The organism is Ideonella sp. BN130291, assembly GCF_036231905.1.
GTDB lineage: Bacteria > Pseudomonadota > Gammaproteobacteria > Burkholderiales > Burkholderiaceae_C > CAMLIZ01.
The window spans coordinates 40476-66514 of sequence record NZ_JAZARE010000005.1; the positions used below are offsets into that span (position 1 = coordinate 40476).

The following is a 26039-nucleotide window of genomic DNA, read 5'->3' on the forward strand; positions in this document are numbered from 1 at the left end:
GCCATGACCCTGTCGCCGGACAAGCTGTGCTCCCGTGAAGCAGCCGCCGAATGCGCGCAGCTGCTGCCGCGCCCGCTGGTCTTCGTGCACGGCCTGTTCGACCTGGTGGACCGCAGCGTGGTCACCTACCTGTCTGCGGCGCGCCAGCTGGGTGCCACCTTGGTGGTGGGCCTGCGCAGCGATGCATCGGCCGCAGGCTTGGCCGATGCCGAGGCGCCGCGGCATGCGGCACTGGACCGGGCCTGGGTGCTGGACGCCCTGGAGCCGGTGACCATGATCGTGCTGTTCGACGAGGCCAGCCCTGCGGCGCTGATGCGGGAGTTGCGGCCCGACGTGCATGTGCTGCCGGACGACGAAGTGCCCTCGCTGGAGGAGGCGCAGCTGGTGCAGAGCTGGGGCGGCCGTGTGGCGGCCCTGCCGTGCGCGCCCGCACTGCCCGCCGCCCTGCGCCAGCCGCCGCGCGGGCGGGGCCAGGGCCCGGGATATCCGCGCATCGCCTGATTGGCGCGTCCGCGGCCCCGGGGTCTGCCCGGGTCTTTGGCGCGTGGGGCCTTCAAGGCCTTTGAATCGTTACACGCGCCGGCGCCTTCTTTTGCTTGTGCTGCTGCGGTCGGCCTCCTTTGCGCACCCCTGTTTGCGCAGTTTGAACGCGCTTGAAGCGCAGCAGGCTCGCGGCACATCTTTTGCCCAAACGGGGAACCACTTCCCCCGAGGACAGAAGCCATGAGAATCGCGCTCATCAGCGAACACGCATCGCCGCTTGCCGCACTGGGCGGCGTCGATGCCGGCGGCCAGAACATCTATGTCGCGCACGTGGCCCAGTGCCTGGTGGAGGAAGGGCACACCGTCGATGTCTTCACGCGGCGCGACGATGAAAAGCAGGCGCCGGTGGTCTATGTGAAGCCGGGGCTGCGCGTGCTGCACATCCCCGCCGGGCCGGCGAGCTTCGTGCCCAAGGAGCAGCTGCTGCAGTACATGCCCGAGTTTGCGGAGGCCTGCATCCGGCTGTGCAACGCGGGCCTGCACTATGACGTGGTGCATGCCAACTTCTTCATGTCGGGGTGGGTGGCGCTGGAGCTGAAGCGGCGGCTGGGCACGCCGTTCGTGATGACCTTCCACGCGCTCGGCCTGGTGCGGCGCGAGCACCAGCGCGAGGCCGATGCATTCCCGCCCGAGCGTGTGCAGATCGAGAAGCAGCTGGTGCAGGAGGCCGACGCCATCATCGCCGAGTGCCCGCAGGACCAGCAGGACCTGATGCGGCTGTACGGCGCCGACGCACGCAAGATGATCATGGTGCCCTGCGGCTTCGACCCGGGTGAGTTCGCGCCCATGAGCCGCTACGAGGCGCGCCAGCAGCTCGGCCTGGACCCTGACGAGTTCATCGTGCTGCAGCTGGGCCGCATGGTGCCGCGCAAGGGCGTGGAGAACGTGGTGCGTGCGATGGCCCTGCTGCCGCGCGAGATCTATCCGCGCCTGCTGGTGGTGGGCGGGGAGTCGGACAAGCCCGACCGCCGTGCCACGCCGGAGATCGGCCGCCTGCAGGACATCGCGCGCAGGCTGGAGGTGGACGACATCGTCACCTTCACCGGCCGCAAGCAGCGCCATGAACTGCGCGCCTACTACTGCGCGGCCAACGTGTTCGTCACCACGCCGTGGTACGAGCCGTTTGGCATCACGCCGCTGGAGGCCATGGCCTGCGGCACGCCGGTGATCGGCAGCGCGGTGGGCGGCATCCAGTATTCCGTGGTGGACGGGCTCACCGGCTACCTGGTGCCGCCCAACGATCCCCAGGCGTTGGCCAAGCACCTCACCTACCTGCAGGCACATCCGGCCCTGTCGCGTGCGCTGGGGCTCGCCGGTGTGCGGCGTGCACAGTCCATGTTCACCTGGGACCAGGTGGCCACCCAGTTGTCCGCCACCTATCGCCGGCTGCTGCCCACGATGGCCGACACCGCCGTGCCGGCGCGCGGCGCGCGCCGCAGCCGCCTGCAGCTGGTGCGCCCGCGTGCCGACGATGCGGCCGCCAACGCCGCAGCCGCGGCACCGTTGATGGTTGCCAAATGAAGGAAGCCGGCTCGCGGCGTGCCGTCTTTCTCGACAAGGACGGCACCCTCGTCGAAGACCTGCCCTACAACGTCGACCCCGCCCGCCTGCGCTTCACGCCCCATGCGGTGGAGGCCTTGCGCCTGCTGCAGTCGCACGGCTACCTGCTCATCGTGGCGACGAACCAGCCCGGCATCGCGCTCGGCCACTTCGACCGTGCGGCACTGGCCCGGCTTCAGGCCGGGCTGACCCGCATGCTGGCCGACGAAGGCATCACGCTGCACGGCTTCCACGCCTGCCCGCATGCGGCATCGCCCGACCCCAAGCGGCCCCACTGCCTGTGCCGCAAGCCGGCGCCCGGCCTGCTGCGCCAGGGCGCCCTGGCCCATGGCGCGGACCTGGCCCGCTCCTGGATGGTGGGCGACATCCTCAATGACGTGGAGGCCGGGCGCCGCGCCGGATGCCGCACCGTGCTGCTGGACGTGGGCAATGAAACCGAGTGGCTGATGTCGCCGCTGCGCGAGCCGCACCACCGCTGCCGCGACCTGCTGGAGGCCGCCCACACCATCGTGCAGGCCGACCAGCACCAGCCCACGCCCAACGACAGCGACCATGCCGCCACCACCGCAGCCTGATCCCGCATGGGCCCGTGCGCGCCGCGTGCTTGCGGTGCGGCTGGACAACCTGGGCGACGTGCTGATGACCACGCCCGCGCTGGCCGCCATCCGCCACAGCCTGCCGCAGGCCCACATCACGCTGCTCGCTTCGCCTTCGGGCGCGATGCTGCAGCCGCACCTGCCGCTGGTGGATGAGGTGATCACACACCGGGCCTCGTGGATGAAACACGAGCGCCCTGCCACCGCGCTGGAGGAAATGAGCCTGGTGCACCGCCTCGCCGAGAGCGGCTTCGATGCCGCGGTGATCTTCACCGTGTGCACACAAAGCCCGCTGCCCGCCGCCATGCTGTGCCGGCTGGCCGGCATTCCGCTGCGGGCCGCCTATTGCCGCGAGAACCCGTATTCGGTGCTCACCCACTGGCTGCCCGAGCCGGACCTCGATGTGGCCACTGCCCGCCATGAGGTCCAGCGCCAGCTCGATCTGTGCGCCTCGCTCGGCTGGCAGACACCGGACCCTCGACTGCGCTTTGCGCTGAACGAGGGCGACCACGCTAGCCTGGCCGCCAAGCTCAGGCTCGCCGGCCTCGCGCCGGGCGGGCGCTGGATCGTGGTGCACCCGGGTGCCACTGCGGCGTCGCGCCGCTATCCGGCCGAGCGCTTTGGCGAGGCCGCCGAGGCGATCGCGCAGGACAGCGGTTGCGGGGTCGTGTACACCGGCGGCGTCGCCGAGCAGGCGGTCATCGCGCAGGCGCAGGCCGCGATGCGCCGGCCTTCGATATCCCTCGCGGGCGCGTTGAGCCTGGGCGAGCTGGGCGCACTGGTCGCCGGAGCCCAGGCGCTGGTGTCCAACAACAGCGGCCCTGTGCACCTGGCCGCCGCATTGGGCACGCCGGTGGTGGACTTGTACGCACTGACGAATCCGCAGCACACGCCCTGGGCGGTGCCCTCGCGTGTGCTCAACCACGATGTGCCCTGCCGCAACTGCCTCAAGAGCGTGTGCCCGCAAGGCCACCACGACTGCCTGGCCCAAGTGCCGGCGCAAGCCGTCGCCGAAGCCGCGCTGCAATTGATGAGCGCGCCGCGCGCAACGGTTTCACCTTTGGAGAGCTAACGATGATCACCCTCGGCATCAACGCCGCGTTCCATGACAGCGCCGCCGCCATCGTGGTGGACGGCAAGCTGGTAGCCGCGGCGGAAGAAGAGCGCTTCACCCACATCAAGCATGGCAAGCGGCCGGTGCCCTTCACCGCCTGGGAGCTGCCCTTCCACGCGATCGAATACTGCCTGCGCGAAGCCGGCGTCAACCTGGTCGATGTGGATCACGTGGCCTACAGCTACGACCCCTCGCGTTTCATCCGTGAGCGCATCAAGGGTGACCGCTTCAGCCTGCCTCTGCAACCCTCGGCGCATGACAAGGGCGAGTGGGAGAACGTGTGGGATCCGCTGTTCGCCAGCTACATCGTCAACGCGCCGCGCCAGCTCGCCAGCGGCGCGCCACACCACCTGAAACACCGCTTCGCCGGCGCGCGCCACGACGGCCCGTACAAATTCCACTTCATCGACCACCATGTGGCGCACCAGGCCAGCGCCTACCTGGCCGCGCCCTTCGAGCACTGCGCGGTGATGACGCTGGACGGCCGCGGCGAGGAAGCCACCACCACCTACGGCCGCTATGTGGGTGGACGCTACCAGCCGATCGGCGAGGTGCTGATGCCGCATTCGCTGGGCATGCTGTACGAGCGCATCACCAGCCACCTCGGCTTCCTGCATTCGAGCGACGAATACAAGGTGATGGCGCTGGCAGCGATGGGCAAGCCGGTGCACCTGGAGACCTTCCGCAGGCTGGTGACCGTGGGCAGCGAGGGCAGCTACCGCGTGGAAACCTTCGACCCGGTGGCGCTGTTCGGGCCCGCACGCGAACGCGGTGGCCCGCTGGAGCAGCAGCACTTCGACCTCACCGCCTCGCTGCAGGCCATCCTGGAAGAAACCGTGCTCAAGCTGGCGCAGTGGCTGCGCCAGGCCAGCGGCGAAACGCAGCTGGCCATGGCCGGCGGCGTGGCGCTGAACTGCGTGATGAACGCCACCCTGCGCGACTCGAAGATCTTCGACGAGGTGTGGGTGCAGCCGGCTGCAGGCGACGCCGGCACCGCGCTGGGCGCGGCGCTGTACGTGGACGATGAGCAGCGTGGCCACCCGCCGCGCAGCTGGGCGATGTCGCATGCCTACTGGGGCCCCGGCTTCAGCGACGACGAGATCGAGCAGCTGCTGAAGTGGGCCAAGCTGCCCTACCGGCGCCTGAACGACGTGGCGCAGGACACGGCCGAGCTGCTGCTGCAGGACAAGATCATCGGCTGGTTCCAGGGCCGCATGGAGTTCGGCCCGCGTGCGCTGGGCGCCCGCTCCATCCTGGCCTCGCCGTTGAGCCCGGCCATGCAGCAGCGACTGAACGAGCTGAAGGACCGGGAGGATTTCCGGCCCGTAGCGCCGGTGTGCCCCATCGACGACCTGCCGCAATGGTTCACCCCCGCCGAGGCCAACCGAGGCGAAGCGGCCTTCATGCTCTTCATTTACGACGTGCTGCCCGAGCAGGCGAAGAAGATCCCCGCGGTCTGCCACGCGGACCACACCGCGCGGGTGCAGACGGTGCGGCGCGAGACCAACCCGCGCTACTACGACCTGCTCAAGGCCTTTGGCGCCAAGACGGGCGTGCCGGTGCTGGTGAACACATCGTTCAACGTGCGCGGCGAGCCGATGGTGTGCACGCCCAAGGATGCGATCAATGCGTTCTTCAGCACGCCGCTGGATGCGCTGGTGATCGGCAACTTCCTCGTCATGAAATGACCCACCCCCGAGCGCCTTTGGCGCTCCCCCTCAAGGGGGCGCCGCCAGCGGCCCGGCAAAGCCGGTTCCGCGGCGTCCGCTGGAATGAAGGAGGACCATGAACGATCGCGCATTTGATGTGTCGGTGGTGATTCCCACGTACAAGCGGCCCGACCTGCTGCAGCGCTGCCTGGAGCCGCTGCTGAAGCAGACACTGCCGGCCGACCGCTACGAGATCATCGTGGTGGACGATGGGCAGACGGAGGACACGCGTGCGCTGGTGGAGAACCTGGCCGCGGCCACGCAGGGCCGGCCCTTGCTGCGCTACCTGCGGCCCGAAGGCACGCGCGGCCCGGCGGCGGCGCGCAACCGCGGCTGGCGTGCGGCGCAAGGCGAGGTGGTCGCGTTCACCGACGACGACACCATTCCCGACGTGAACTGGCTGCACTACGGCTGGCTCGCCATGTCCAACGGCCAGGCCGCCGTGCGCGGCGCGGTGCATGTGCCGATCGAGGGCCCGCTCACCGACCATGGCCGCATGACCCAGGGCCTGGAGAAGGCCGAGTTCGTCACCGCCAACTGCTTCGTGCGGCGCAGTGCGCTGCAGGCAGTGGATGGCTTCGACGAGCGCTTCCTGCGCGCCTGGCGGGAGGATTCGGACCTGCACTTCAAGCTGATCGAGGCCTATGGCGAGGTGCCCAAGGCCTCGCTGGCCGTGGTGCAGCATCCGGTGCGCGAGGCGCCTTTCGGCATCAGCATCAAGCAGCAGGCGAACATGATGTTCGACGCGCTGCTGTTCAAGAAACATCCCGAGCTGTACCGCGCCAAGGTGGGCCGTGTGCACGCACCGCCGAGCTACTACCTGGTGGTGATCGGCACGCTGCTCGCGCCCCTGCTGGCACTGGCCGGCGCGGGCACGCTCGCGCTCACGCTGCTGGCGCTGGCGGTGGGCCTGGTGTTGTGGCTCACCTTCAAGCGGCTGCGCGGCACCTCGCGCAGCCGCGAGCACATCACCGAGATGCTGGTCACCTCGGCGGCCATTCCCTTCCTGTCGCTGTACTGGCGCATCAAGGGCGCGCTGCGGTTCCGCGTGCCGTTCTTCTGAGGCTCCGCATGGCGCGCGCGCTCGGCACCGGCAACGCGCATCGCATCGCGGTGTTCCGCGCACTCGTGCTGGGGGACCTGCTGTGCGCCACGCCAAGCCTGCGCGTGTTGCGCACCGCGTGGCCGCAGGCGCAGATCACGCTGATCGGCCTGCCGTGGGCACAGGAGCTGGTGCAGCGGCTGCCGTCGGTGGACCGGCTGCTGCCGTTTCCCGGCTACCCCGGGCTGCCGGAAGGGCCGGTGGACATCAGCGCATGGCCGCGCTTCCTGGCGGGTGTGCAGGCGGAACGTTTTGACCTCGCCTTGCAGATGCATGGCAGCGGCGGCATCACCAATCCGCTGGTGTGCACCTTCGGCGCCGCGCACACCGGCGGCTTCTACCGCCCCGGCGAGTTCTGCCCCGACCCCGCCTTGTTCACACCCTGGCCGGACCACGCCCAGGAGGTGCACCGCTGCCTCGCCTTGACCGACGCACTGGGCCTGCCACGCCAGGGCGAGCAGCTCGACTTTCCCCTACAGCCCGAGGACGACCAGCGCCTGCGGCAGCTGTGGCCCGGCTGCAGCGCGCCCTACGTGGTGCTGCATGCGGGGGCTCAGCTGCCGTCGCGGCGCTGGCCGATCGAGCGCTTCGCGCGTGTGGCCGAGGCGCTGGCGGGCACCGGCCTGCAGGTGGTGCTGACCGGCACCGCCAGCGAGGCGCCCCTGGCCCAGGCGCTGCGCCAGGGCTGCCGCCAGCCGCTGGTGGACCTGCTGGGCCGCACCGACCTGTGGACGCTGGGCGCGCTGGTACGCGGCGCCCGGCTGCTGGTGGCCAACGACACCGGCGTGTCGCATGTGGCCGCGGCCCTGGGCACGCCCAGCGTGATCGTGAGCATGGGCTCGGACGTGCGCCGCTGGGCACCGCTGGACACCGATCGCCACCGCGTGCTCTGGCAGGACCTGCCCTGCAGGCCCTGCGGCCACCGCACCTGCCCCACCGCCCATGAATGCGCCACCGCGATCGCGTCCGACGACGTGATCGCGGCAGCGCTGGATCTCCTGCAACTCCACCACACTCCCCTGCAACCATGGCAAACGCCGGCAAACCCCTGCGCATCCTCACCTGGCATGTGCACGGCAACTACCTCTACTACCTGACCCAGGTTCCGCACGACTTCTACCTGGTGGTGGACGACGATCGCTCCACCCACCACAGCGGCCGCAGCGGCACCCTGCCCTGGGGGCCCAACGTGCACGAAGCGCACGTGGACCGCATCCGGGAGATGGCGTTCGACTGCATCCTGTTCCAGTCGCGCCAGGCCTTCGAGGGAGAGCAGTTCCGGCTGCTGTCCCCCGCCCAGCAGCGCCTGCCCCGCATCTACCTGGAGCACGACCCGCCACAGGAGCACCCCACCAACACCCGCCACTGGGTGAACGACCGCAACGTGCTGCTGGTGCATTGCACGCCCTTCAATGCGCTGATGTGGGATTCGGGCGATTCGCCCACCCGCGTGATCGAACACGGCGTGAAGCTGCTGGAGCCGGCGCGCTACAGCGGCGAAACCGAGCGCGGCGTGGTGGTGGTCAACAACATCGGCAAGCGCGGCCGCCGCCTGGGCGCGGACCTCTACGCCGAGGTGGCCCGAGAGGTGCCGCTCACGCTGGTGGGCATGGGCGCCGAACAGGTGGGCGGCCATGGCGAAGTGGGCAACGCACAACTGCCCGGGTTCATGGCAAAACACCGCTTCTTCTTCAACCCGATCCGCTACACCAGCCTGGGGCTGTCCATCATCGAGGCCATGATGGTCGGGCTGCCGATCGTGGGCCTGGCCACCACGGAATTGGTCACGGTGATCCGCAACGGCGACAACGGCTTCATCGACACCCGGCCCGAGCGCCTGGTGGAGGCCATGCAACAGCTGCTGAAGGACCCGGCATTGGCACGCGAGCTGGGCGACGCCGCGCGCCGCACTGCCGAAGAGCGCTTCAACATGCCACGTTTCGTGGCCGACTGGCTGGACGCAGTGAACTACGTCACGTCGTGAACGTGACACCGTGCCGCCGGCGGCCGATGCACGCGCCGCGGCTCAAGCGGCAGGCGCCCCAGCCGATATCCCGGCGATGCGACCGCAGCACGCCGCCACCCGACCTTTGCCGCCGGCTTCCCTGCTGCCGCGCTGGGGCTGGCTGACGCTGCTGCTCGTCCTGCTGGTGGGCAGCGGCCTGTCGCTGGCCGCCTGGCGCTACAGCCTGTCCACGGAGCAGGACGCCAACCGCATCCGCTTCGAGCGCCGGGTGGACGAAACCGTGGGTGAGCTGCGCCAGCGCCTGGAAGAAAGCGTTCGCCTGCTGCGCAGTACCGCCGCGCTGTTCGCCGCCTCCAGCGAGGTGGGCCGTGGCGACTGGAAGGCCTTTGCCGACGCACAGGACCTGGATGCTGCCTTTCCCGGCCTGCTCGGCCTGGGCCACGCCGCGCTCGTGCAGCCCGGCGACGTGGAACGCCTGGAGCTGTCCATGCGCATGGAAGGCTTCTGGGACTACGCGGTGTGGCCTCCCGGGCCGCGGCCGGTGTACGCACCGGTGCTCTACCGCGAGCCGCTGACGCCCCGCAACCAGCGCGCGCTGGGCTTCGACATGCTGAGCGACCCGGTGCGCCGCGAGGCGATGGAGCGCGCCCGCGACAGCGGCGAGCCCGCCCTGTCCGCCGGCACCCTGCTGCTGCACGAAACCGACAGGACGCGGTATGCCAGCGCGGTGCTGTTCCTGCCGGTCTACAGCAAGCTCAAGCCCCTGGGCACGCTGGCGCAGCGCCGCGAGGCGATCACCGGCTGGGTGTACGCGCCCATCCATGTGTCGCAGCTGATGGGCGCGCTGGTGCAGCGCCGGGCCGACGACATGCTGGTGCAGCTGCTGGACGGCGTGCCCGGCACGCCAGCGGCCAATCCCGTGTTCGAGGCGCACCGCGACACCGCCAACAGCATCCCCCGCTTCCAGCCCAGCCATGCGGCCGAGCGGCAACTGGCGTTTGCCGGCCGCCAATGGACGGTGCGCCTGGCCGCGCTGCCCACCTTCGACGCCAGCCAGCCGACCAGCCGGGCGCAGCTCATTCTGGCCGGCGGACTGGCGATCACGCTGCTGATGACCCTGCTGGTGGGCGCGCTGCTCAACATGCGCGGCCGCGCCGTGGCGCTGGCCGAAGGCCTGAGCGGCGCCTACCGCGCCAGCGAGGCGCGGGTGCGCACGGTGCTGGACAACGCGGCCGAGGGCATCGTCACCGTGGACCGCGACGGCCGGCTGCGCACCGCCAACCCCACCGCGCGTGCGCTGCTGGGCCTGCCCCCCGGCGAGCCGCAGGGCCTGCGGCTGCCCGAGCTGCTGCCGATCGACATGGCGGACCTGCAGCGCCATTTCATCAGCGGCCCGGAGGGCGAGACCGTGCCGCGGCAATGGCGCCGTGAGGCCACCTTGAGCCAGCCCGGCGGGCAGGGCGAGCTGAGCCTGCTGGTGGCCGCCAGCGAAGTGCGGCTGGACGATGGCGAGCCCTGCTTTGTGCTGTTGCTGTCCGATGTCACCGAGCTGAAGCAGGCGCGCGAGCAGGCCGACGCGGCCGGCGCACTCAATGAAACCATCCTCGCCTGCGCGCCCTTCTGCGTGATCGCCACCGACCGCCACGGCCTGATCCGCAGCGTCAACGCCGCCGGCGAACGCATGCTCGGTTACGGCCAAGGGGAGCTGATCGGCCGCTCGGCCATGGTGCTGCACCTGCCGGAGGAGCTCGCCTCGCATGCCGCGCGCCTGTCGGCGGAACTGGGCCAGCAGGTGGAGCCCGCCCGCGCGCTCGGCATGCGGGCGGTGCTGGGTCAGACCGACGAGCTGGAGTGCACCTATGTGCGAAAGGACGGCTCCCACCTGCCGGTGATGGCCGCGGTGTCGCCGCTGCTGGATGCCGAAGGCCGCCGGCACGGCTTCCTCGCGATTGCCTACGACATCACCGAGCGCAAGCGCAGCGAGACCTACATCCGCCACATGGCGCACCATGACGAGCTGACCGGCCTGCCCAACCGCACCCTGCTGCAGGAGCGCGCCCTGCTGGCGCTGGAGAGCCCGCAGCCGCAGCGGCGCACCATGGGCGTGCTGCTGCTCGACCTGGACCGCTTCAAGCAGATCAACGATTCGCTCGGCCACCAGGCCGGCGACGTGGTGCTGTGCTCGGTGGCCGCGCGCCTGAAGCACTGCCTGCGCTCCAGCGACACGGTGGCGCGCATGGGCGGCGACGAGTTCGTGATCCTGCTGCCGCACATCGATTCGCCGCAACAGGCCGAGCGGGTCGCGGCCAAGGTGCTGCAGGCCATGGTGGAGCCGATCCAGGCGGGCCAGCACCGCCTGACCGTGACGCCCAGCATCGGCATCGCCTGTTCGCCCGACGATGGCGAGGACCTGGCCACCCTGCTGCGCAACGCCGACGTGGCCATGTACCAGAGCAAGAGCAGCGGGCGCAACGGCTACACGCTGTACACGGCGCAGATGCACACCGCCTCGGCCAAGCGGCTGGAGCTCGAAGGCGACCTGCGCCTGGCCCTTGAGCGCAACGAGCTGGCCCTGCACTACCAGCCGCTGGTCTCGCTGGAAGACGGTGCCGTGGTGGGCGTGGAGGCCCTGCTGCGCTGGACCCATCCGGTGCGCGGCCCCGTGTCGCCAGTGGACTTCATCCCGATCGCCGAGGACACGGGCCTCATCGTCTCCATCGGCGAATGGGTGCTGCGCACCGCCTGCCGCGACATGAAGCTGCTGCTGCAGCGCACCGGCCAGCGCCTGAAGGTGGCCGTGAACCTGAGCCCGCGCCAGCTGCGCGCGCCCAACCTGTGTGCCGTGATCGGCGACGCGCTGGCCCGCTCCGGCTGGGCCGCCCAGGACCTGGAGCTGGAGATCACCGAATCGATGGTGATCGACAACCCCGATGCCTCCATCGAGGCGATGCAGCAGCTGCGCGCCATGGGCCTGGGGCTGGCGATCGACGACTTCGGCACCGGCTATTCCAGCCTCAGCTACCTCACCCGCTTCCCGGTGGCCAAGCTCAAGCTGGACCGCAGCTTCGTGCGTGGCCTGCCGGACAACCATCGCGACGCGGCCATCGCCACCTCGGTGGTGGCCATGGGCCATGGCCTGAAGCTGCAGGTGCTGGCCGAAGGCATAGAAACCGAGGCGCAGATGCAGTTCCTTCGCGGCCTGGGCTGCGAGATGGGCCAGGGCTGGCTGTTCGCCAAGGCCATGCCGCTGGACGCGCTGGCGGCCCACATCCAGGCCCGGCGCCCGCAGCCGCTGCTCGCCACGGCCGCCGGCTAGAGCCTGCCCCCCACGCGGTTCACGCGGGTTTGTGGGGAGCACGCGGGCGCGCGCTTGCTCCATAGTGGGTGCCTCTCCACACCGGCCCCGGTGATGCCAGACGCCCTGCCCGCCGAGCTGTTCCAGGACGCAAGCCAGCGCACGGCGCGCGGGCTCGCCGCCGAAGGGCTGCTGCTGGAGCAGCAGGCCATCTTCGACAACGCCGGCGTAGGCATCCTCTTCACCCGCGGCCAGCATGTCCTGCATTGCAACAAGGAGGCATCGCAGCTGTTCGGCTGGCCGCACGGCGACATGGCCAACCAGCGCGGCCGCGCCTTCTTCGCCAGCGATGCCGACTACGAGGCGCTCAATGCCACGGCCGCGCCCACGCTGGCCAACGGCGAGCGCTTCGAGGCCGAGGTCTGGCTGGCGCGCCGGGGCGAAGGGACCTTCCTCGCGCACCTCGCGGCCCGGGCGGTGAATCCGCAGGACACGGCCGCCGGCACCATCTGGATCGTGACCGACGTGACCGCGCTGCGGGCCCAGGAGGCGGCGGCACGCGAGCTGCTGCGCCACCACACCGCGATCTTCGAGAACGCATCGGCCGGCATCCTGTTCTCCCGCAACCGCGTGTGCGAGACCTGCAACCCGGCGCTGGCCACGATGTTCGGTTATGCCAGCCCGGCCGAGCTCGTGGGCGTTCCGACGGCGCAGCTGTTCACCTCCCCCGAGGACTATGCGCGCCTGGGCGACCAGGCCGCGCCGCTGTTCCTGCGCGGGCAACGTGTGGAGCTGGACTGGGAGATGCGGCGCCGCGACGGCAGCCGCCTCTGGGTGCACCTGCTGGGTGCCGCCATCGGGCCGGGCGACCTGGCACAAGGCACCATCTGGATCACCGAGGACATCACCCAGCGCCGGCAGGCGGAACAGGTGCTGCGCCAGACCTTGCTGGAGCAGGAGGCCATCCTGGAGAACGCCTCGGCCGGCATCGTGTTCCTGAAGGACCGGCGCATCCTGCGCTGCAACCGGCGTTTTGGCGAACTGCTGGGCCGCGACCCGGCCCAGCTGGTGGGGCAATCCACCCGGCTGCTCTACCCGAGTGACGAGGCCTTCGAGCGCGCGGCGGGTCCGTATTCGCTGCTGGACCGCGGCAGCACGCATGCACGCGAGGAGCAGCTGGTGCGTAGCGACGGCAGCCTGTTCTGGTGCCGTCTCACCGGGCGCTGGGTGGACCGCGAGCATCCGGAGCGTGAATCCGTGTGGCTGCTGGAGGACGTGACCGAGCAGCGCCTGGCGCGCGACATCCTCGAGCAGCGGGTGCAGCAGCGCACCATGGAGCTGGCCGAAGCCAACCAGCAATTGCGCGCCGAGGTGCTGGAGCGCATGGAGGTCGAGGAGCGGGTGCGCCACCTGGCCAACCATGACGCGCTGACCAATCTGCCCAACCGCCGGCTGCTGCTGGACCGCCTGGGTCAGGCGCTGGCGCTGGCACGCCGCGCCGGCGAACAGGTGGCGGTGATGTTCCTCGATCTGGACCGCTTCAAGACCATCAACGATTCCCTCGGCCACCAGGTGGGCGACGAGCTGCTGCGCGGCGTGGCCACCCGCCTGGCCGGCCTGGTGCGCGACGGCGACACGGTGGCGCGCCTGGGCGGCGACGAGTTCGTGATGGTGCTGCCGCGGGTGGGCTCGGAGACGCAGGTGGCGCTGGTGGCCGCCAAGCTGATGGAGGCGCTGGCGCTGCCCTTCCAGCTGCATGGGCGCGAGCTGCACGTCACCCCCAGCATCGGCATCGCGCTGTACCCGGGCGACGGCGAAACGGCCGAAACCCTGCTGCGCAACGCCGACTCGGCGATGTACCACGCCAAGGAAGCCGGGCGCGACACCTACCAGTTCTTCGCCGCGCCGATGAACGTGAGCGCGGCGCTGCGCCTGGAGCTGGAGAACGACCTGCACCATGCACTGGAGCGGGGCGAGCTGGTGCTGCACTACCAGCCGCGGGTGGACCTGCTGAGCGGCCGTGCGCTGGGGCTGGAGGCGCTGATCCGCTGGCAGCATCCGCGCCGCGGCCTGCTGCATCCCAATGCCTTCGTGCCGCTGGCGGAAGAGACCGGCCTGATCACGCGCGTGGGCGAATGGGTGCTGCACGAGGCCTGTGCACAGATCGTGCAGTGGCAGTCCCTCGGCCTGCCCAGCGTGCCGGTGGCCATCAACCTGTCGCCGCGCCAGTTCCGCCAGCGCCACATCGCCCAGCGCATCGGCGACATCGTGTCCGAGGCGGGCGTGTCGCCCCAGCTGCTGGAGCTGGAAATCACCGAGAGCACACTGATGCAGCACACCGAGCAGACCCTGGGCACGCTGGACCGGCTGCACCGCATGGGCCTGGCGCTGTCCATCGACGACTTCGGCATCGGCTATTCCAGCCTCAGCTACCTCAAGCGCTTTCCGGTGGACCAGCTCAAGATCGACCAGTCCTTCATCCGCGACCTGGACGAGGACCCCACCAACGCCGCGATCGTGTCGGCCGTGGTCACCCTGGCCGCCAACCTGGGCTTGAGCGTGGTGGCCGAGGGCGTGGAAACGCCGCAGCAGCTGGCCGTGGTGCGCCGCTGCGGCTGCACCCAGGCGCAGGGTTTCCTCTTCAGCCGCGCGGTGCCCGCCGACCGGGTGCCCGCGCTGCTCAAGGAGGGCTGGCCCGCCGGCGTTCCGGCCTGAGGGCCCCGCCCGACAAGCCGGGGTTAATGCGCTGTACGGCGGCCGTTAAGGCTGTAAGCTGGCGCGATGCACATCCTGCTCGCTGAAGACGACACCCTGCTGTCCGATGCCCTGGTCACCCAGCTGGGCGAGGCCGGCTTCCAGGTGGAGCACGCGCCCAACGGCCCGGTGGCCGAATACCTGCTGCTCAAGCAACCCTTCGACGCCGCCATCATCGACGTCGGCCTGCCCATGCTGGACGGCCTGTCGGTGCTCAAGCACGTGCGCCAGGCCAAGCCCGAGCTGCCGATGCTGGTGCTGACCGCGCTGGACTGCCTGGAAGACCGCGTGGCGGGCCTGAACGCCGGCGCCGACGACTACCTCACCAAGCCCTTCGACTTCCCCGAGCTGGAAGCCCGCATGCGCGCGCTGCTGCGCCGCAGCCGCCCCTCCGCGCCGGTGGACCGCGAGATGGGCAAGCTGCAGTTCGAGCGCGATGCACGCCGCGCCAGCGTGGACGGCGTCATGCTGGACCTGTCGCCACGCGAATGGCTGCTGCTGGACCTGCTGCTGATGCAGCGCAACCGCGTCGTCACCAAGGACCAGATCCTGCGCGCCTGGTCCACCGACAAGGGCGAGCCCGCCAAAGGCGACGCCGGCAGTGGCAGCGGTACGGTGGAGGTGTACATCCACCGCCTGCGTCGCAAGCTCGAAGGCTCGGGCCTGGGCATCCGCACGGTGCGCGGCCTGGGCTACCTGCTGGAAGCGGAGCCGGCCCGCTAACGGGCGCTCAAGCGCGATGCCTGCCGACCTGCTGCGCCGCGCCGCGCTGCGATTCGCCGCGCGCGGCTCGTTGCACCGCCAGCTGCTGCTGTGGCTGCTGCTGCCGCAGCTGGTGCTGTGGGCGGCGGCCGCCTTCGTCACCTACAACGTCGCCGCGCGGTATGCCAACCGGGCGATCGATGCCAGCCTGTCGCAGGCCACACGCTCGCTGGCACGCCAGGTCAAGCCGGTGGGCAATGGCCTGCTCATCGACTTTCCGCGCGCCGCGCAGGACATCATCGAAGCCGATCCGGACGACCGGGTTTACTACATGGTGAGCACCCCGCCGGGCCAGTTCATCCTCGGCAGCCGCAAGCTGCCGCAGCCGCCGCCGATCGACAAGCCGCGCCTGGACGATCCTTATTTCTACGACGGCACGATGGAGGGCCTGCCGATCCGCATCGCCGCGCTCTACGTCGCCTGGGGCGAGCCCAAGGAGCCGCAGCTGATGCTGGTGCAGATCGCGCGCAGCCGCGCCAGCCGCGACGAGCTGGCGCGCGCCATCCTGCAGGACACCGTGCTGCCGCTGTCGGCGCTGATCGTGCTGATGACCATGATCGTGTGGGCCGGCGTGCGCGCCGGCCTGGCGCCGCTCACCCGCCTGCGCGGCCTGGTGGAAGGCCGGGCCGCAAACGACCTCACCGCCATCGAGCTGGCGGCCGCGCCGGCCGAGGTGCGGGCGCTGGCCCAGGCGATCAACGACCTGCTGGGCGCGGTGCAGCAGAGCGTGGCCGCGCAGCGACGCTTCATCAGCGATGCGGCGCACCAGCTGCGCACGCCGCTGGCGGGGCTGAAGAGCCAGACCGAGCTGGCCCTCAAGGAGGCCAGCGAGCCGGCCCAGCGCGCCCGCCTGGAGCGGGTGCATGAAAGCGCCACCCGCAGCGCCCACCTGGTGAACCAGCTGCTCGCGCTGGCGAGGGCGGAACCCGAGTCCGCCATGCGGCAGGCGCGCACCCGGGTGGACCTGCAGCGCCTGGCGCAGGAGGTCACGGCCGAGCTGGTGCCACGGGCGCTGAACGCGGGCGTGGACCTGGGCTATGGCGAGCCGGACGCCGAAGGGCCCGGGCCCGCGGTGGCTGGCGTGGAGCTGCTGCTGCGCGAGGCGCTGGTGAACGTGATCGACAACGCGCTGCGGTATGCCGGCCGCGGCGCGGTGGTGACCGTGCAGGTGGGGCAGGATGCCCGCCACGCCTGGCTGGAGGTCACCGACAACGGCCCGGGCGTGCCTGACGCGCTGCACCGCACGGTGTTCGAGCGCTTCTTTCGTGCCACCCACGAAGGCAGCGGCTGCGGCCTGGGCCTGGCGATCGTGAAAGAGATCGCCGAACGCCATGGTGGCAGCGTCACCCTGGCCAACGCCGCCCCGCACGGGCTCACCGTGCGCATCACCCTCCCCCTCGCCTCCTGAAAAGCGCTTCGTGCGCCTTCACCCCGCTGGGGTGGGCGCAGCCCTGTGCTCGTTATCCCTAATGAATGAATCATTAATATTTCTTTAATATTCATCCCGCATGCACAGAAGATGAACGTTCGTCGAATCAAACCCAACCGACGACCACAGGAGACTCAGATGACACCGACTCCCCGCCACGCGCTGGCTCCGCTTGCGCTGGCCGCCCTGCTTGCCAGCGGCTCCGCCAACGCGCTGGACTACTCCGGTTACTTCCGCGCCGGCCCGGGCCTGACCTCGGCCAACAACACCTCGCGCGCCTGCTACGGCCTGAACGGCGGCTCCTCGGGCATGAAGTACCGCCTGGGCAACGAATGCGACTTCTACGGCGAGTTCCAGCTCAGCCAGGGTTTCAAGAAGGACGGCATCGAGTACAGCGCCAACCTGATGGTCAACCACTACACGGCGGCCACCCAGAACAACCCGGACAAGGGCCTGAACATCGAGCAGATGTGGGCCGAGGCCAAGGGCTTTGACATCGCGCCGGAAGCCACCTTCTGGATCGGCAAGGAGCGCGGCCGCCGCGGCGACGTGCACATCGTCGACACCTACTTCATCGAGATGCTGGGCGTGGGCGCCGGCGCCAAGGGCTTCAGCGTGGGCCCGGGCAAGCTCGGCGTGGCTTACTACAAGACCGACAGCGACGCACCCCACCCTGGCAACCGGGTGAACGTGGAGTACGTGGGCCTGGGTCTGAACCCCGGCGGCACGCTGAACTTCTTTGCCACCGCCACGCAAGGTGACTTCGACGGCGGCACCAAGGGCGCAGGGCTCACGATCCGCCACGACCAGAAGGACCTCTTCGGTGCCGGCAGCGGCGTGAACAACGTGATCTGGCTGCAGGCCTCGGCCGGCTCCACCGCCCTGAACGCCAACTTCGGCGACCTCACCCGTCCGTTCGACAACAAGAGCTGGCGCGTGGTGGAAAGCATCAACTGGCAAAAGGGCGCCTTCGGCGGCCAGGCGATGGCGCTGTTTGCACGCGAGAAGGATGCGGCTGGGGTCAATACCGACTCCACCAGCATCGGTGGCCGCGTTTCCTATGCGATGACCAAGAACTTCAAGTTCCTGGCCGAAGTCGGCGTGTCGCAGTACAAGCCTGACGGTGGCGAGAAGGCCCGCCTGACCAAGGTGACGCTGGCGCCCACGTTGTCGGTGGGCCCGGGCTTCTTCGACCGGCCGGAGTTCCGCCTGTACGTGACGCACGCCAAATGGAACACCGCTGCCGGCAACATCACCGGCCAGCCGGCGTTTGCTGACAAGACCTCGGGCACCAGCTATGGCGCCCAGGTCGAGTGGTGGTTCTAATCGTTCATCCCCTCAAGGAGACAAGCATGAAGACAAAGATGTTCAAGCCGACGGTCCTTGCCCTGAGCCTGTTCGCCGCGGGCGCCAGCTTCGCCGGCGAGATCGAGGTGCTGCACTGGTGGACCTCCGGCGGCGAGGCCAAGGCCGCATCGGCGCTGAAGCTCACGCTGCAGCAAAAGGGCGACCGCTGGAAGGACTTCGCGGTCGCCGGTGGCGGCGGTGATTCCGCGATGACGGTGCTGAAGTCGCGCGTGGTGTCGGGCAATGCCCCCTCGGCCGCGCAGATCAAGGGCCCGTCCATCCAGGAGTGGGCACAGGAAGGCGTGCTCGCCAACATGGACGACGTCGCCAAGGCCGAGAAGTGGGACGAGTCCCTGCCCAAGGTCGTGTCCGACATCATGAAGTACAAGGGCCACTACGTCGCCGTGCCGGTGAACGTGCACCGCGTGAACTGGCTGTGGGCCAACCCCGAGGTCTTTAAGAAGGCCGGCGTCAAGGTGCCCACCACTTGGGACGAGTTCTTCACCGCGGCCGAGGCGCTCAAGAAGGCCGGCGTCACCCCGGTGGCGCACGGCGGCCAGAACTGGCAGGACTTCACCACCTTCGAGGCCGTGGCCCTGGGTGTGGGCGGCACCGACTTCTACAAGAAGGCCCTGGTGCAGCGTGATGCCGCCACCCTCTCCAGCCCCACCATGGAGAAGGTGCTCACCACCTTCAAGAAGGTGAAGGACTACACCGACAAGAACGCCCCCGGCCGCGACTGGAACCTGGCCACCGCGATGGTCATCAACGGCCAGGCCGGCATGCAGATCATGGGCGACTGGGCCAAGGGCGAGTTCCTGGCCGCGGGCAAGACGCCGGGCAAGGACTTCGTCTGCGTGCCGGCCCCCGGCACTGACAAGGCCTACACCTTCAACGTGGACTCCTTCGCAATGTTCAAGCTGAAGGACAAGGCCAACATCGAAGCCCAGAAGCACCTGGCCGCGGCCATCATGGCGCCCCAGTTCCAGGAGGTGTTCAACCTCAACAAGGGCTCCATCCCGGTGCGCCTGAACATGCCGATGGACAAGTTCGACGACTGCGCCAAGACCTCCTCCAAGGACTTCGTGGCCACGTCCAAGAGCGGCGCCCTGCTGCCCTCCATCGCCCACGGCATGGCGGTTCCCTCCGCCGCCGAAGGCGCGATGAAGGACGCGGTGAGCCAGTTCTGGAACGACGACAAGATGACCGCCAAGGACGCGATGGCCAAGATCGCCTCCGCTGCCAAGGCGCAATAAGCCTTCTCCTGGCGACGTTGCAAGGGCCACCAGCCCACTCTTGCCAGGATCAGGCTCGTTGCTCTTGCAAGTTGGCCGCGCACGGCCGATCCTCCGCCGTGCGCGGCCTCTTTTTCACGGCTGCATTTCCGCTCCCTCCATGTCCGCCCCCTCCTCATTGCGCACGCCCTGGCTGCCCAAGCTGGTGATCGCGCCCGGCTTCCTGCTGGCCTTTGCCTTCATCTACGGGCTGATGGCATGGAACGGCTACCTGTCGCTGTCGGCCTCGCGGCTGCTGCCCAATTACGAGTTCGTGGGGCTGGAGCAGTACGAGCGCCTGTTCGACAGCGAGCGCTGGTGGGTGGCTCTCACCAACCTCGGCATCTTCGGCACCCTGTTCATCGGCGGCGCCATGGCCATCGGCCTGCTGCTGGCGATCCTGCTGGACCAGAAGATCCGTGCCGAAGGCCTGCTGCGCACCATCTACCTCTACCCGATGGCGCTGAGCTTCATCGTCACCGGCACCGCCTGGAAATGGATCCTCAACCCCGGCCTGGGCATCGAGCACCTGGTGCGGCAATGGGGCTTCGAGAACTTCAACTTCGACTGGCTGGTCACGCCCGACCGCGCGATCTACTGCGTGGTGATCGCCGGCGTGTGGCAGAGCGCCGGCTTCGTGATGGCGCTGTTCCTGGCCGGCCTGCGCGGCATCGATGAATCCATCATCAAGGCCGCCCAGGTGGACGGCGCCAGCCTGCCGCGCATCTACTGGCGCATCCTCATCCCCTCCTTGAGGCCGGTGTTCTTCAGCACGCTGATGGTGGTGAGCCACCTGGCGATCAAGAGCTTCGACCTGGTGATGGCGCTCACCGCCGGCGGCCCGGGCTACGCCACCGACCTGCCCGCCACCTTCATGTACGCGATGGCGTTCTCGCGCGGCCAGATCGGCCTGGGCGCGGCCAGCGCCACCATCATGCTGGCCACCGTGGCCGCCATCGTGGTGCCCTACCTGTATTCCGAACTGAGGTCGCGCAAATGAGCAGCATCGCCTCGCCGCTGCCCGCGGCCCACACCGCACCGGCCGCTGGAGCCCGCATGAACCGAATCCACCTGCATCGCATCGTGCTCTGGGGCCTGTTGGCCGTGTTCGCGGCCTTCTTCCTCACGCCGCTGTACGTGATGGTGACCACCTCGCTGAAGGACATGAACGAGGTGCGCGGCGGCAACCTGCTGGCGCTGCCGCATTCGCCCACCTTCGCGGCCTGGGCCAAGGCCTGGGGCACCGCATGCACGGGCACCGACTGCGGCGGCCTGAAGCCCTTCTTCATGAACTCGGTGGCCATGGTGCTGCCGGCCGTGCTGGTGTCCACCAGCATCGGGGCGATCAACGGCTATGTGCTCAGCAAGTGGCGCTTCCGTGGCAGCGAGCTGATGTTCGCGCTGCTGCTGTTCGGCGTGTTCATGCCGATGCAGGTGGTGCTGCTGCCGATGAGCCAGATCCTCGGCTGGCTGGGCATTGCCAGCTCGATCTGGGGGCTGATCCTGGTGCACGTGCTGGCCGGCATGCCCAGCACCACCTTGTTCTTCCGCAACTACTACGTCGGCCTGCCGGACGAGCTGATCAAGGCCGCGATGCTGGACGGCGCCGGTTTCTGGCGGATCTTCTGGCGCATCGTGCTCCCGCTGTCCACGCCGATCCTCGTGGTCACCCTGATCTGGCAGTTCACCAACATCTGGAACGACTTCCTCTACGGCGTGGTGTTCTCCGGCAGCGACAGCAAGCCGATCACGGTGGCGCTGAACAACCTGAGCAACACCTCGAGCACGGTGAAGGAATACAACGTGGACATGGCTGCCGCCATGATCGCCGCGCTGCCCACCCTGTTCGTCTACATCGTGGCAGGCAAATACTTCGTGCGCGGCTTGACGGCCGGCGCAGTCAAGGGCTGAGAGAAAACAATGGGCGCGCTTTCCATCCGCAACGTTCGCAAGACCTTCGGCCACACCGAGATCCTGAAAGGGATCGACATCGAGGTGGAAGCCGGGGAGTTCCTCATCCTCGTCGGCCCCTCGGGCTGCGGCAAGTCCACCCTGCTGTCCATGATCGCCGGGCTGGACACGCCCACGGCGGGCAGCATCCACATCGGCGAGCGCGATGTGACCCACCTGCCCAGCAAGGACCGCGACATCGCCATGGTGTTCCAGAGCTACGCGCTCTACCCGAACATGAACGTGGCGCAGAACATCTCCTTCGCGCTGGAGATGCGCAAGGTGGCCAAGCCGCAGCGCGAGGAGATCGTGCAGCGCGTGGCCAAGATGCTGCAGATCAGCCACCTGCTGGACCGCAAGCCGGGCCAGCTGTCCGGCGGCCAGCGCCAGCGCGTGGCGATGGGCCGGGCCCTCGCGCGCGACCCCAAGCTCTTCCTCTTCGACGAGCCGCTGTCCAACCTGGACGCCAAGCTGCGGGTGGAAATGCGCGCCGAAATCAAGCTGCTGCACCAGCGCACGAGGACCACCACCGTGTACGTCACCCACGACCAGGTGGAAGCCATGACCCTGGGTGACCGCATCGCGGTGATGAAGGACGGCGTGGTCCAGCAGTTCGGCACGCCGGACGACATCTACAGCCGGCCCGCCACCCGCTTCGTGGCCGAGTTCATCGGCTCGCCGGCGATGAACATGATCCAGGGCATGCGCAGCGGCGATGGCCTGTCCGCTCAGGGCGTGCAGCTGGCGTTGTCGCAGGAACAGCGCGGCGGCCTGAACGGCAGCTCCGAGATCGTGTACGGCCTGCGGCCCGAGCACCTGAGCTTCGGCGCGCAAGGCCTGCCCGGCACGCTCACCATGCTGGAGCCCACCGGGCCCGAAACCTATGCCCTGGTGCATACCCCCGTGGGCCTGCTCACCGCACGCGTGCCCGGCAAGGTGAACGAACGCGTGGGCGACCCGGTGATGCTGGCCTGGGACGCCAGCAACGCGCACCTGTTCGACGCGAAGACGGATGCTCGGCTGGGGTAGCGGCACGGCGCGTCGCCGCCGGCTGTCGTTTTTCGGCGTAACAGTGTGTCCTGCGCCATACTGATTCCGCCGATGCGGCCTCGCCGCTGGCGTACCGCTTGCTCCTACCGTCTCACGCCCCATGAAGCCCCTGCCGCCCGACTTCCGCTCGCCCGAATTCCTGCGGGCACACATCCTCCACACGATGTCGTTTTATGACGGCCGTTGTGTCGATCCTTCCGGGGGCTTCTTCCATTTCTACAAGGACGACGGCACCGTCAACGACCGCAGCACGCGCCATCTGGTGAGCAGCACACGGTTCGTGCTCACCCATGCCTGGGCGGCGCGCCACTTTCCGGAGCATGAGCGTGCACCGGCCTGGCGCGACGCAGCGCGGCATGGCCTCGATTTCGTGCGCGACGTGCACCGCGATCCGGCCACCGGCGGTTATGCGTGGATGCTGAAGTGGGAAGAAGGCGGCTACAAGACGGTGCTGGACGCCACCAACCACTGCTACGGGCTGGCCTTCGTGCTGCTGGCGCATGCCCATGCGGTGCTGGCCGGCATCGAGGAGGCGCGCACCGGCATCGAAGAGACCTTCGATCTCATGGAGCAGCGCTTCTGGGAGCCGCAGCACCGGCTCTACGCCGATGAAGCCACGGCCGACTGGACGCTCTCGCCCTACCGCGGCCAGAACGCCAACATGCATGCCTGCGAGGCGATGCTCGCCGCCTTCGAGGCCACCGGCAACCCACGTTACCTGGAACGTGCCGCCACGCTGGCCACCTCGGTCACCGAGCACCTGGCGGAAAAGGCCGGCGGCCTGATCTGGGAGCATTACCACGCCGACTGGACCCCCGACTGGGAATACAACCGGCACGACAGCAGCAACATCTTCCGCCCCTGGGGTTTCCAGACCGGCCACCACACCGAATGGGCCAAGCTGCTGCTGGCGCTGGAGCGCGCCCGGCCCGAGCATCCGCACAACGAAGCGCTGGTGCACCGCGCGCGCAGCCTCTTCGCCTGCGGCGTGGACCACGGCTGGGACCGCCAGCACGAGGGCCTGGCCTATGGCTTCGCACGCGACGAGACGCCGGGCCACGAGGGCCGCTATGTGCTGTGCGATGCGCACAAGTACTTCTGGGTGCAGGCCGAGAGCTTCGCCGCCGCCGCCATGCTGGCCGAGCGCACCATCGAAGGTGGCTACTGGGACTGGTACGACCGCATCTGGGCCTATGCGTGGGAGCACTTCGTGGACCACGAGCATGGCGCGTGGTATCGCATCCTCTCCCCGGACAACCGGAAGATCACCGACGAGAAGAGCCCCGCCGGCAAGGTGGACTACCACACGATGGGCGCCTGCTACGAGGTGCTGGCGTCCCTCGCCCGCGGCTGACTTCGCGCGCCCGCCGCCTCAGCGCTGCGGCCGCACCCGGTAGATCCCGTTGTCGCGGTCCGCGCTGAAGTACACCGTGCCGTCGCCGCCCACCGCCACGCCGGTGGGCACATAGGGTGGCGGCATGCCGGGGCCGGGCTCGAAGCCGATCGGTAGGTTCTCCGCAATGCTGCGCTTGGCGCCGCTGGCGGGGTCGATCTCCGTCAGGCGGCGCGCCGCCGTCTCCGCCACCACGAAGCTGCCCCACGGCGTCTGCGCCAGGCCTTCGGGCAGCGCCAGGCCGGAGGCCAGCACCGTCCTCGCACCATCGGCGAGGGCCACCCGCAGCAGCGTGCCGGCCGCCTCGGTGACGTACAGCGCGCCATCGCGGCCCAGCACCATCTGCACCGGCCCGGCCAGGCCGCTGGCCACCACCCGCCGCTGCTGGAAGTCCGCGCCCCAGGCCTGCGTGATCGTGCCAGTGGCGATCTCGGCGAACACCACGCTGCCGTCGGGCAGCAGCAGCGCGTCGTAGGGCGCCTTCAGGCCATGGATCATCGCGGCCGTCTTCAGGGTGGCGCGGTCCACGATCTGCACGCTGCCGGTGAACCAGGAGGTGAGCGCAAAGCGGGTGGGCGACAGGCCGACCGCGAACGGGTACTCCATGTCGGAGGACTGCATGCGGAAGATGTCAGCCACGGCACCGGTGTTCACGTCCACCTTGCGGAAGCTGAAGACGTCGGCCACAAACAGCGTGTCGCCCTCCAGCTTCAGCCCCGCCGGCACCGACACCTTGCCACCGGTGAGCAGGCGCACCTCGCCGGTGGCGGGGTTCACCGCCTGCACCGAGTTGTCCGCCATGTTGGCCACGTACACGGTGCCATCGGGCGCGATCGCCAGGTTGTCGATCGCCCGGTTGAGCGTCTTCACCACCGTCTTGCGGCCACTGGCCAACTCCACCCGCGAGAGCTCGCCGGTGCGGGTGTCCACCACCCAGAGGTGGCCCTTGCCGTCCAGGTTGGCCGCGGCGGGGATCTTGAAGTCGCCGTTGATGACGGTGACCTTGCCGTCGGCCGGGTCCACCTTCACCACCTGGCCCTTGAACCACAGTGGGCCGTAGATCATGCCGTCCGGGCCGACCTCGAAGCCGTTGAGCCCGCCCAGGTCCTTGGCGATCAGGCGCGGCGGCTGCACGCCGGCCACGTCGATCTCCCACAGCGCGTCGCCCAGGAACACCTGGGTCGCGTAGAGCTTGCCGTTGCGGCGGTCGAAGTCCAGCGAGTTCAGGCCCGGCAGGCCCTTGGCGAGCTCGCGGATCGGCGCATCGTCACTCGCGCGGTAGTGCAAGGCGCCTTGCAGGTAGGCCGTCCAGGCGAGCTCGCCCTTGGGGCCGACCGCAATGTCGTCCGCCTGCCCCTGCGGCCCGCCGATGAACACCTTGGCCGCCCCGCTCTGGCGATCGACTTCCCAGATCGCGTTGCCCACGACGCTGGCCGCGAGCAGCCGCCCGCGGCCGTCCACCGCCAGGCCGTGCACGCCCTTGAAGGCGCTGGGCTGCACCAAGGCTTCCGGGGCTTGCCAACTCGCGGGCCGCGTCGGCGGCGCGGTGGAAGCGCAGGCGCCCAGAGCGAGCGCCACGACGAGCCAGAGCCAACGGACAAGGGACAGCGTCTTCATGGACCTCTCCTGCGATGCCTTGGACGGCGCATGCTAGCGCCGGCCCCGCCAGGCAGGGTCGCGGAGGTGACAGGGGAAAGGTAAGTGCCGGAGGCGCGCGTTCAGCGCGGCTCGCTCAGCAGCTTGAGCAGCACGGACTCTTCCACCGGCTTGATCAGGTGGCGGTCGAAACCCGCCTCGCTGGCCTGGCGCTGGTCTTCGGCCTGGCCCCAGCCGGTGAGCGCCACCACCGTGGCCACCCGGCCCCAGGGCTGCTGCCGCAGCTTGCGGCACACCTCGTAGCCGTTCATGCCGGGCAGGCCGATGTCCAGCAGCACGATCTCGGGCTGGAACTGCTCGGCTGCCTGCAGCGCCTGCGGGCCGTCATGGGCGGTGCGGATTTCATGGCCCATCAGCTCCAGCAGCAGTGCCAGCGTATCGGCCGCGTCGCGGTTGTCGTCCACGACCAGCACGCGCCGCGCCACGGCGCCCGGCGCTGCGCCAGGAGGCAGCTCGTGCGCGGCAGAAAAAGGACGGGGAGAGGGCAACAACAGGCGTGACATGGTGCGGAGTATCGCCTCCAAGCCTCACGAGTCAGC

At 69.2% G+C, this 26039-nt stretch carries 20 protein-coding genes; 18 read left to right on the forward strand and 2 right to left on the reverse strand.

The genetic code is table 11. From position 1 onward, the window contains the following. Window positions 1–3 precede the first annotated feature (3 nt). From VPH43_RS11750 to VPH43_RS11835, 18 genes are all read left to right on the forward strand, one after another. Complete coding sequence (locus VPH43_RS11750; protein WP_328577894.1) at window positions 4–501, forward strand: D-glycero-beta-D-manno-heptose 1-phosphate adenylyltransferase; 498 nt, start codon at window positions 4–6, stop codon at window positions 499–501. 222 nt (window positions 502–723) lie between these two features. Further along, a complete protein-coding gene (locus VPH43_RS11755) occupies window positions 724–2064 on the forward strand; it encodes a glycosyltransferase family 4 protein (protein WP_328577895.1) in 1341 nt (446 codons plus the stop codon). After that, the gene (locus VPH43_RS11760) at window positions 2061–2678 is read left to right on the forward strand and encodes a D-glycero-alpha-D-manno-heptose-1,7-bisphosphate 7-phosphatase (RefSeq protein WP_328577896.1); all 618 of its coding nucleotides are present in this window, start codon (window positions 2061–2063) and stop codon (window positions 2676–2678) included. The genes VPH43_RS11755 and VPH43_RS11760 overlap by 4 nt, the downstream gene beginning before the upstream one ends. Continuing rightward, window positions 2656–3771 (forward strand): lipopolysaccharide heptosyltransferase II, encoded by a 1116-nt coding sequence (waaF, locus tag VPH43_RS11765; RefSeq protein ID WP_328577897.1) that lies wholly within the window; start codon window positions 2656–2658, stop codon window positions 3769–3771. The genes VPH43_RS11760 and waaF overlap by 23 nt, the downstream gene beginning before the upstream one ends. 2 nt (window positions 3772–3773) lie before the next feature. Continuing rightward, window positions 3774–5501, forward strand: a complete 1728-nt coding sequence (locus VPH43_RS11770; RefSeq protein ID WP_328577898.1) for a carbamoyltransferase family protein — start codon at window positions 3774–3776, stop codon at window positions 5499–5501. A 97-nt stretch (window positions 5502–5598) separates the two neighbouring features. Continuing rightward, entirely contained in the window at window positions 5599–6585 is a 987-nt protein-coding gene (locus VPH43_RS11775) for a glycosyltransferase family 2 protein (protein ID WP_328577899.1), read from the forward strand. An 8-nt stretch (window positions 6586–6593) separates the two neighbouring features. After that, window positions 6594–7721, forward strand: coding sequence for a glycosyltransferase family 9 protein (locus VPH43_RS11780; RefSeq protein ID WP_328577900.1), 1128 nt, complete (start codon window positions 6594–6596; stop codon window positions 7719–7721). After that, window positions 7652–8608, forward strand: a complete 957-nt coding sequence (locus VPH43_RS11785; protein WP_328577901.1) for a glycosyltransferase family 4 protein — start codon at window positions 7652–7654, stop codon at window positions 8606–8608. Before VPH43_RS11780 ends, VPH43_RS11785 begins: the two co-directional genes overlap by 70 nt. Before the next feature lie 106 nt (window positions 8609–8714). After that, on the forward strand, window positions 8715–11906 hold the full coding sequence (locus tag VPH43_RS11790) for a bifunctional diguanylate cyclase/phosphodiesterase (protein WP_328577902.1): 3192 nt from the start codon (window positions 8715–8717) through the stop codon (window positions 11904–11906). 93 nt (window positions 11907–11999) lie between these two features. After that, window positions 12000–14600: a sensor domain-containing protein gene (locus tag VPH43_RS11795; protein WP_328577903.1), complete on the forward strand. Its 2601-nt coding sequence runs from the start codon at window positions 12000–12002 to the stop codon at window positions 14598–14600. Between the two features lie 66 nt (window positions 14601–14666). Further along, the gene (locus tag VPH43_RS11800; protein WP_328577904.1) at window positions 14667–15362 is read left to right on the forward strand and encodes a response regulator transcription factor; all 696 of its coding nucleotides are present in this window, start codon (window positions 14667–14669) and stop codon (window positions 15360–15362) included. Between the two features lie 16 nt (window positions 15363–15378). Beyond that, entirely contained in the window at window positions 15379–16809 is a 1431-nt protein-coding gene (locus VPH43_RS11805; protein WP_328577905.1) for a sensor histidine kinase, read from the forward strand. A 159-nt stretch (window positions 16810–16968) separates the two neighbouring features. Next, complete coding sequence (locus VPH43_RS11810; protein WP_328577906.1) at window positions 16969–18156, forward strand: maltoporin; 1188 nt, start codon at window positions 16969–16971, stop codon at window positions 18154–18156. 26 nt (window positions 18157–18182) lie between these two features. Beyond that, on the forward strand, window positions 18183–19433 hold the full coding sequence (locus tag VPH43_RS11815) for an ABC transporter substrate-binding protein (protein ID WP_442909273.1): 1251 nt from the start codon (window positions 18183–18185) through the stop codon (window positions 19431–19433). A gap of 139 nt (window positions 19434–19572) precedes the next feature. Then, entirely contained in the window at window positions 19573–20451 is an 879-nt protein-coding gene (locus tag VPH43_RS11820) for a carbohydrate ABC transporter permease (protein ID WP_328577907.1), read from the forward strand. A 56-nt stretch (window positions 20452–20507) separates the two neighbouring features. After that, window positions 20508–21362 (forward strand): carbohydrate ABC transporter permease, encoded by an 855-nt coding sequence (locus VPH43_RS11825; RefSeq protein WP_328577908.1) that lies wholly within the window; start codon window positions 20508–20510, stop codon window positions 21360–21362. A 9-nt stretch (window positions 21363–21371) separates the two neighbouring features. After that, window positions 21372–22430 (forward strand): ABC transporter ATP-binding protein, encoded by a 1059-nt coding sequence (locus VPH43_RS11830; RefSeq protein WP_328577909.1) that lies wholly within the window; start codon window positions 21372–21374, stop codon window positions 22428–22430. Window positions 22431–22551: 121 nt separating this feature from the next. Next, window positions 22552–23805 carry an AGE family epimerase/isomerase gene (locus VPH43_RS11835; RefSeq protein ID WP_328577910.1) on the forward strand — a complete coding sequence of 418 codons (1254 nt, stop codon included), beginning with the start codon at window positions 22552–22554 and terminating at the stop codon, window positions 23803–23805. An 18-nt stretch (window positions 23806–23823) separates the two neighbouring features. Here the strand turns inward: VPH43_RS11835 and VPH43_RS11840 are convergent, their stop codons facing one another. Together VPH43_RS11840 and VPH43_RS11845 are read right to left on the reverse strand one after the other, a co-directional pair. Continuing rightward, window positions 23824–25461 (reverse strand): Vgb family protein, encoded by a 1638-nt coding sequence (locus VPH43_RS11840; RefSeq protein ID WP_328577911.1) that lies wholly within the window; start codon window positions 25459–25461, stop codon window positions 23824–23826. A 101-nt stretch (window positions 25462–25562) separates the two neighbouring features. Further along, complete coding sequence (locus VPH43_RS11845) at window positions 25563–26003, reverse strand: response regulator (protein ID WP_328577912.1); 441 nt, start codon at window positions 26001–26003, stop codon at window positions 25563–25565. Between the last annotated feature and the right edge of the window lie 36 nt (window positions 26004–26039).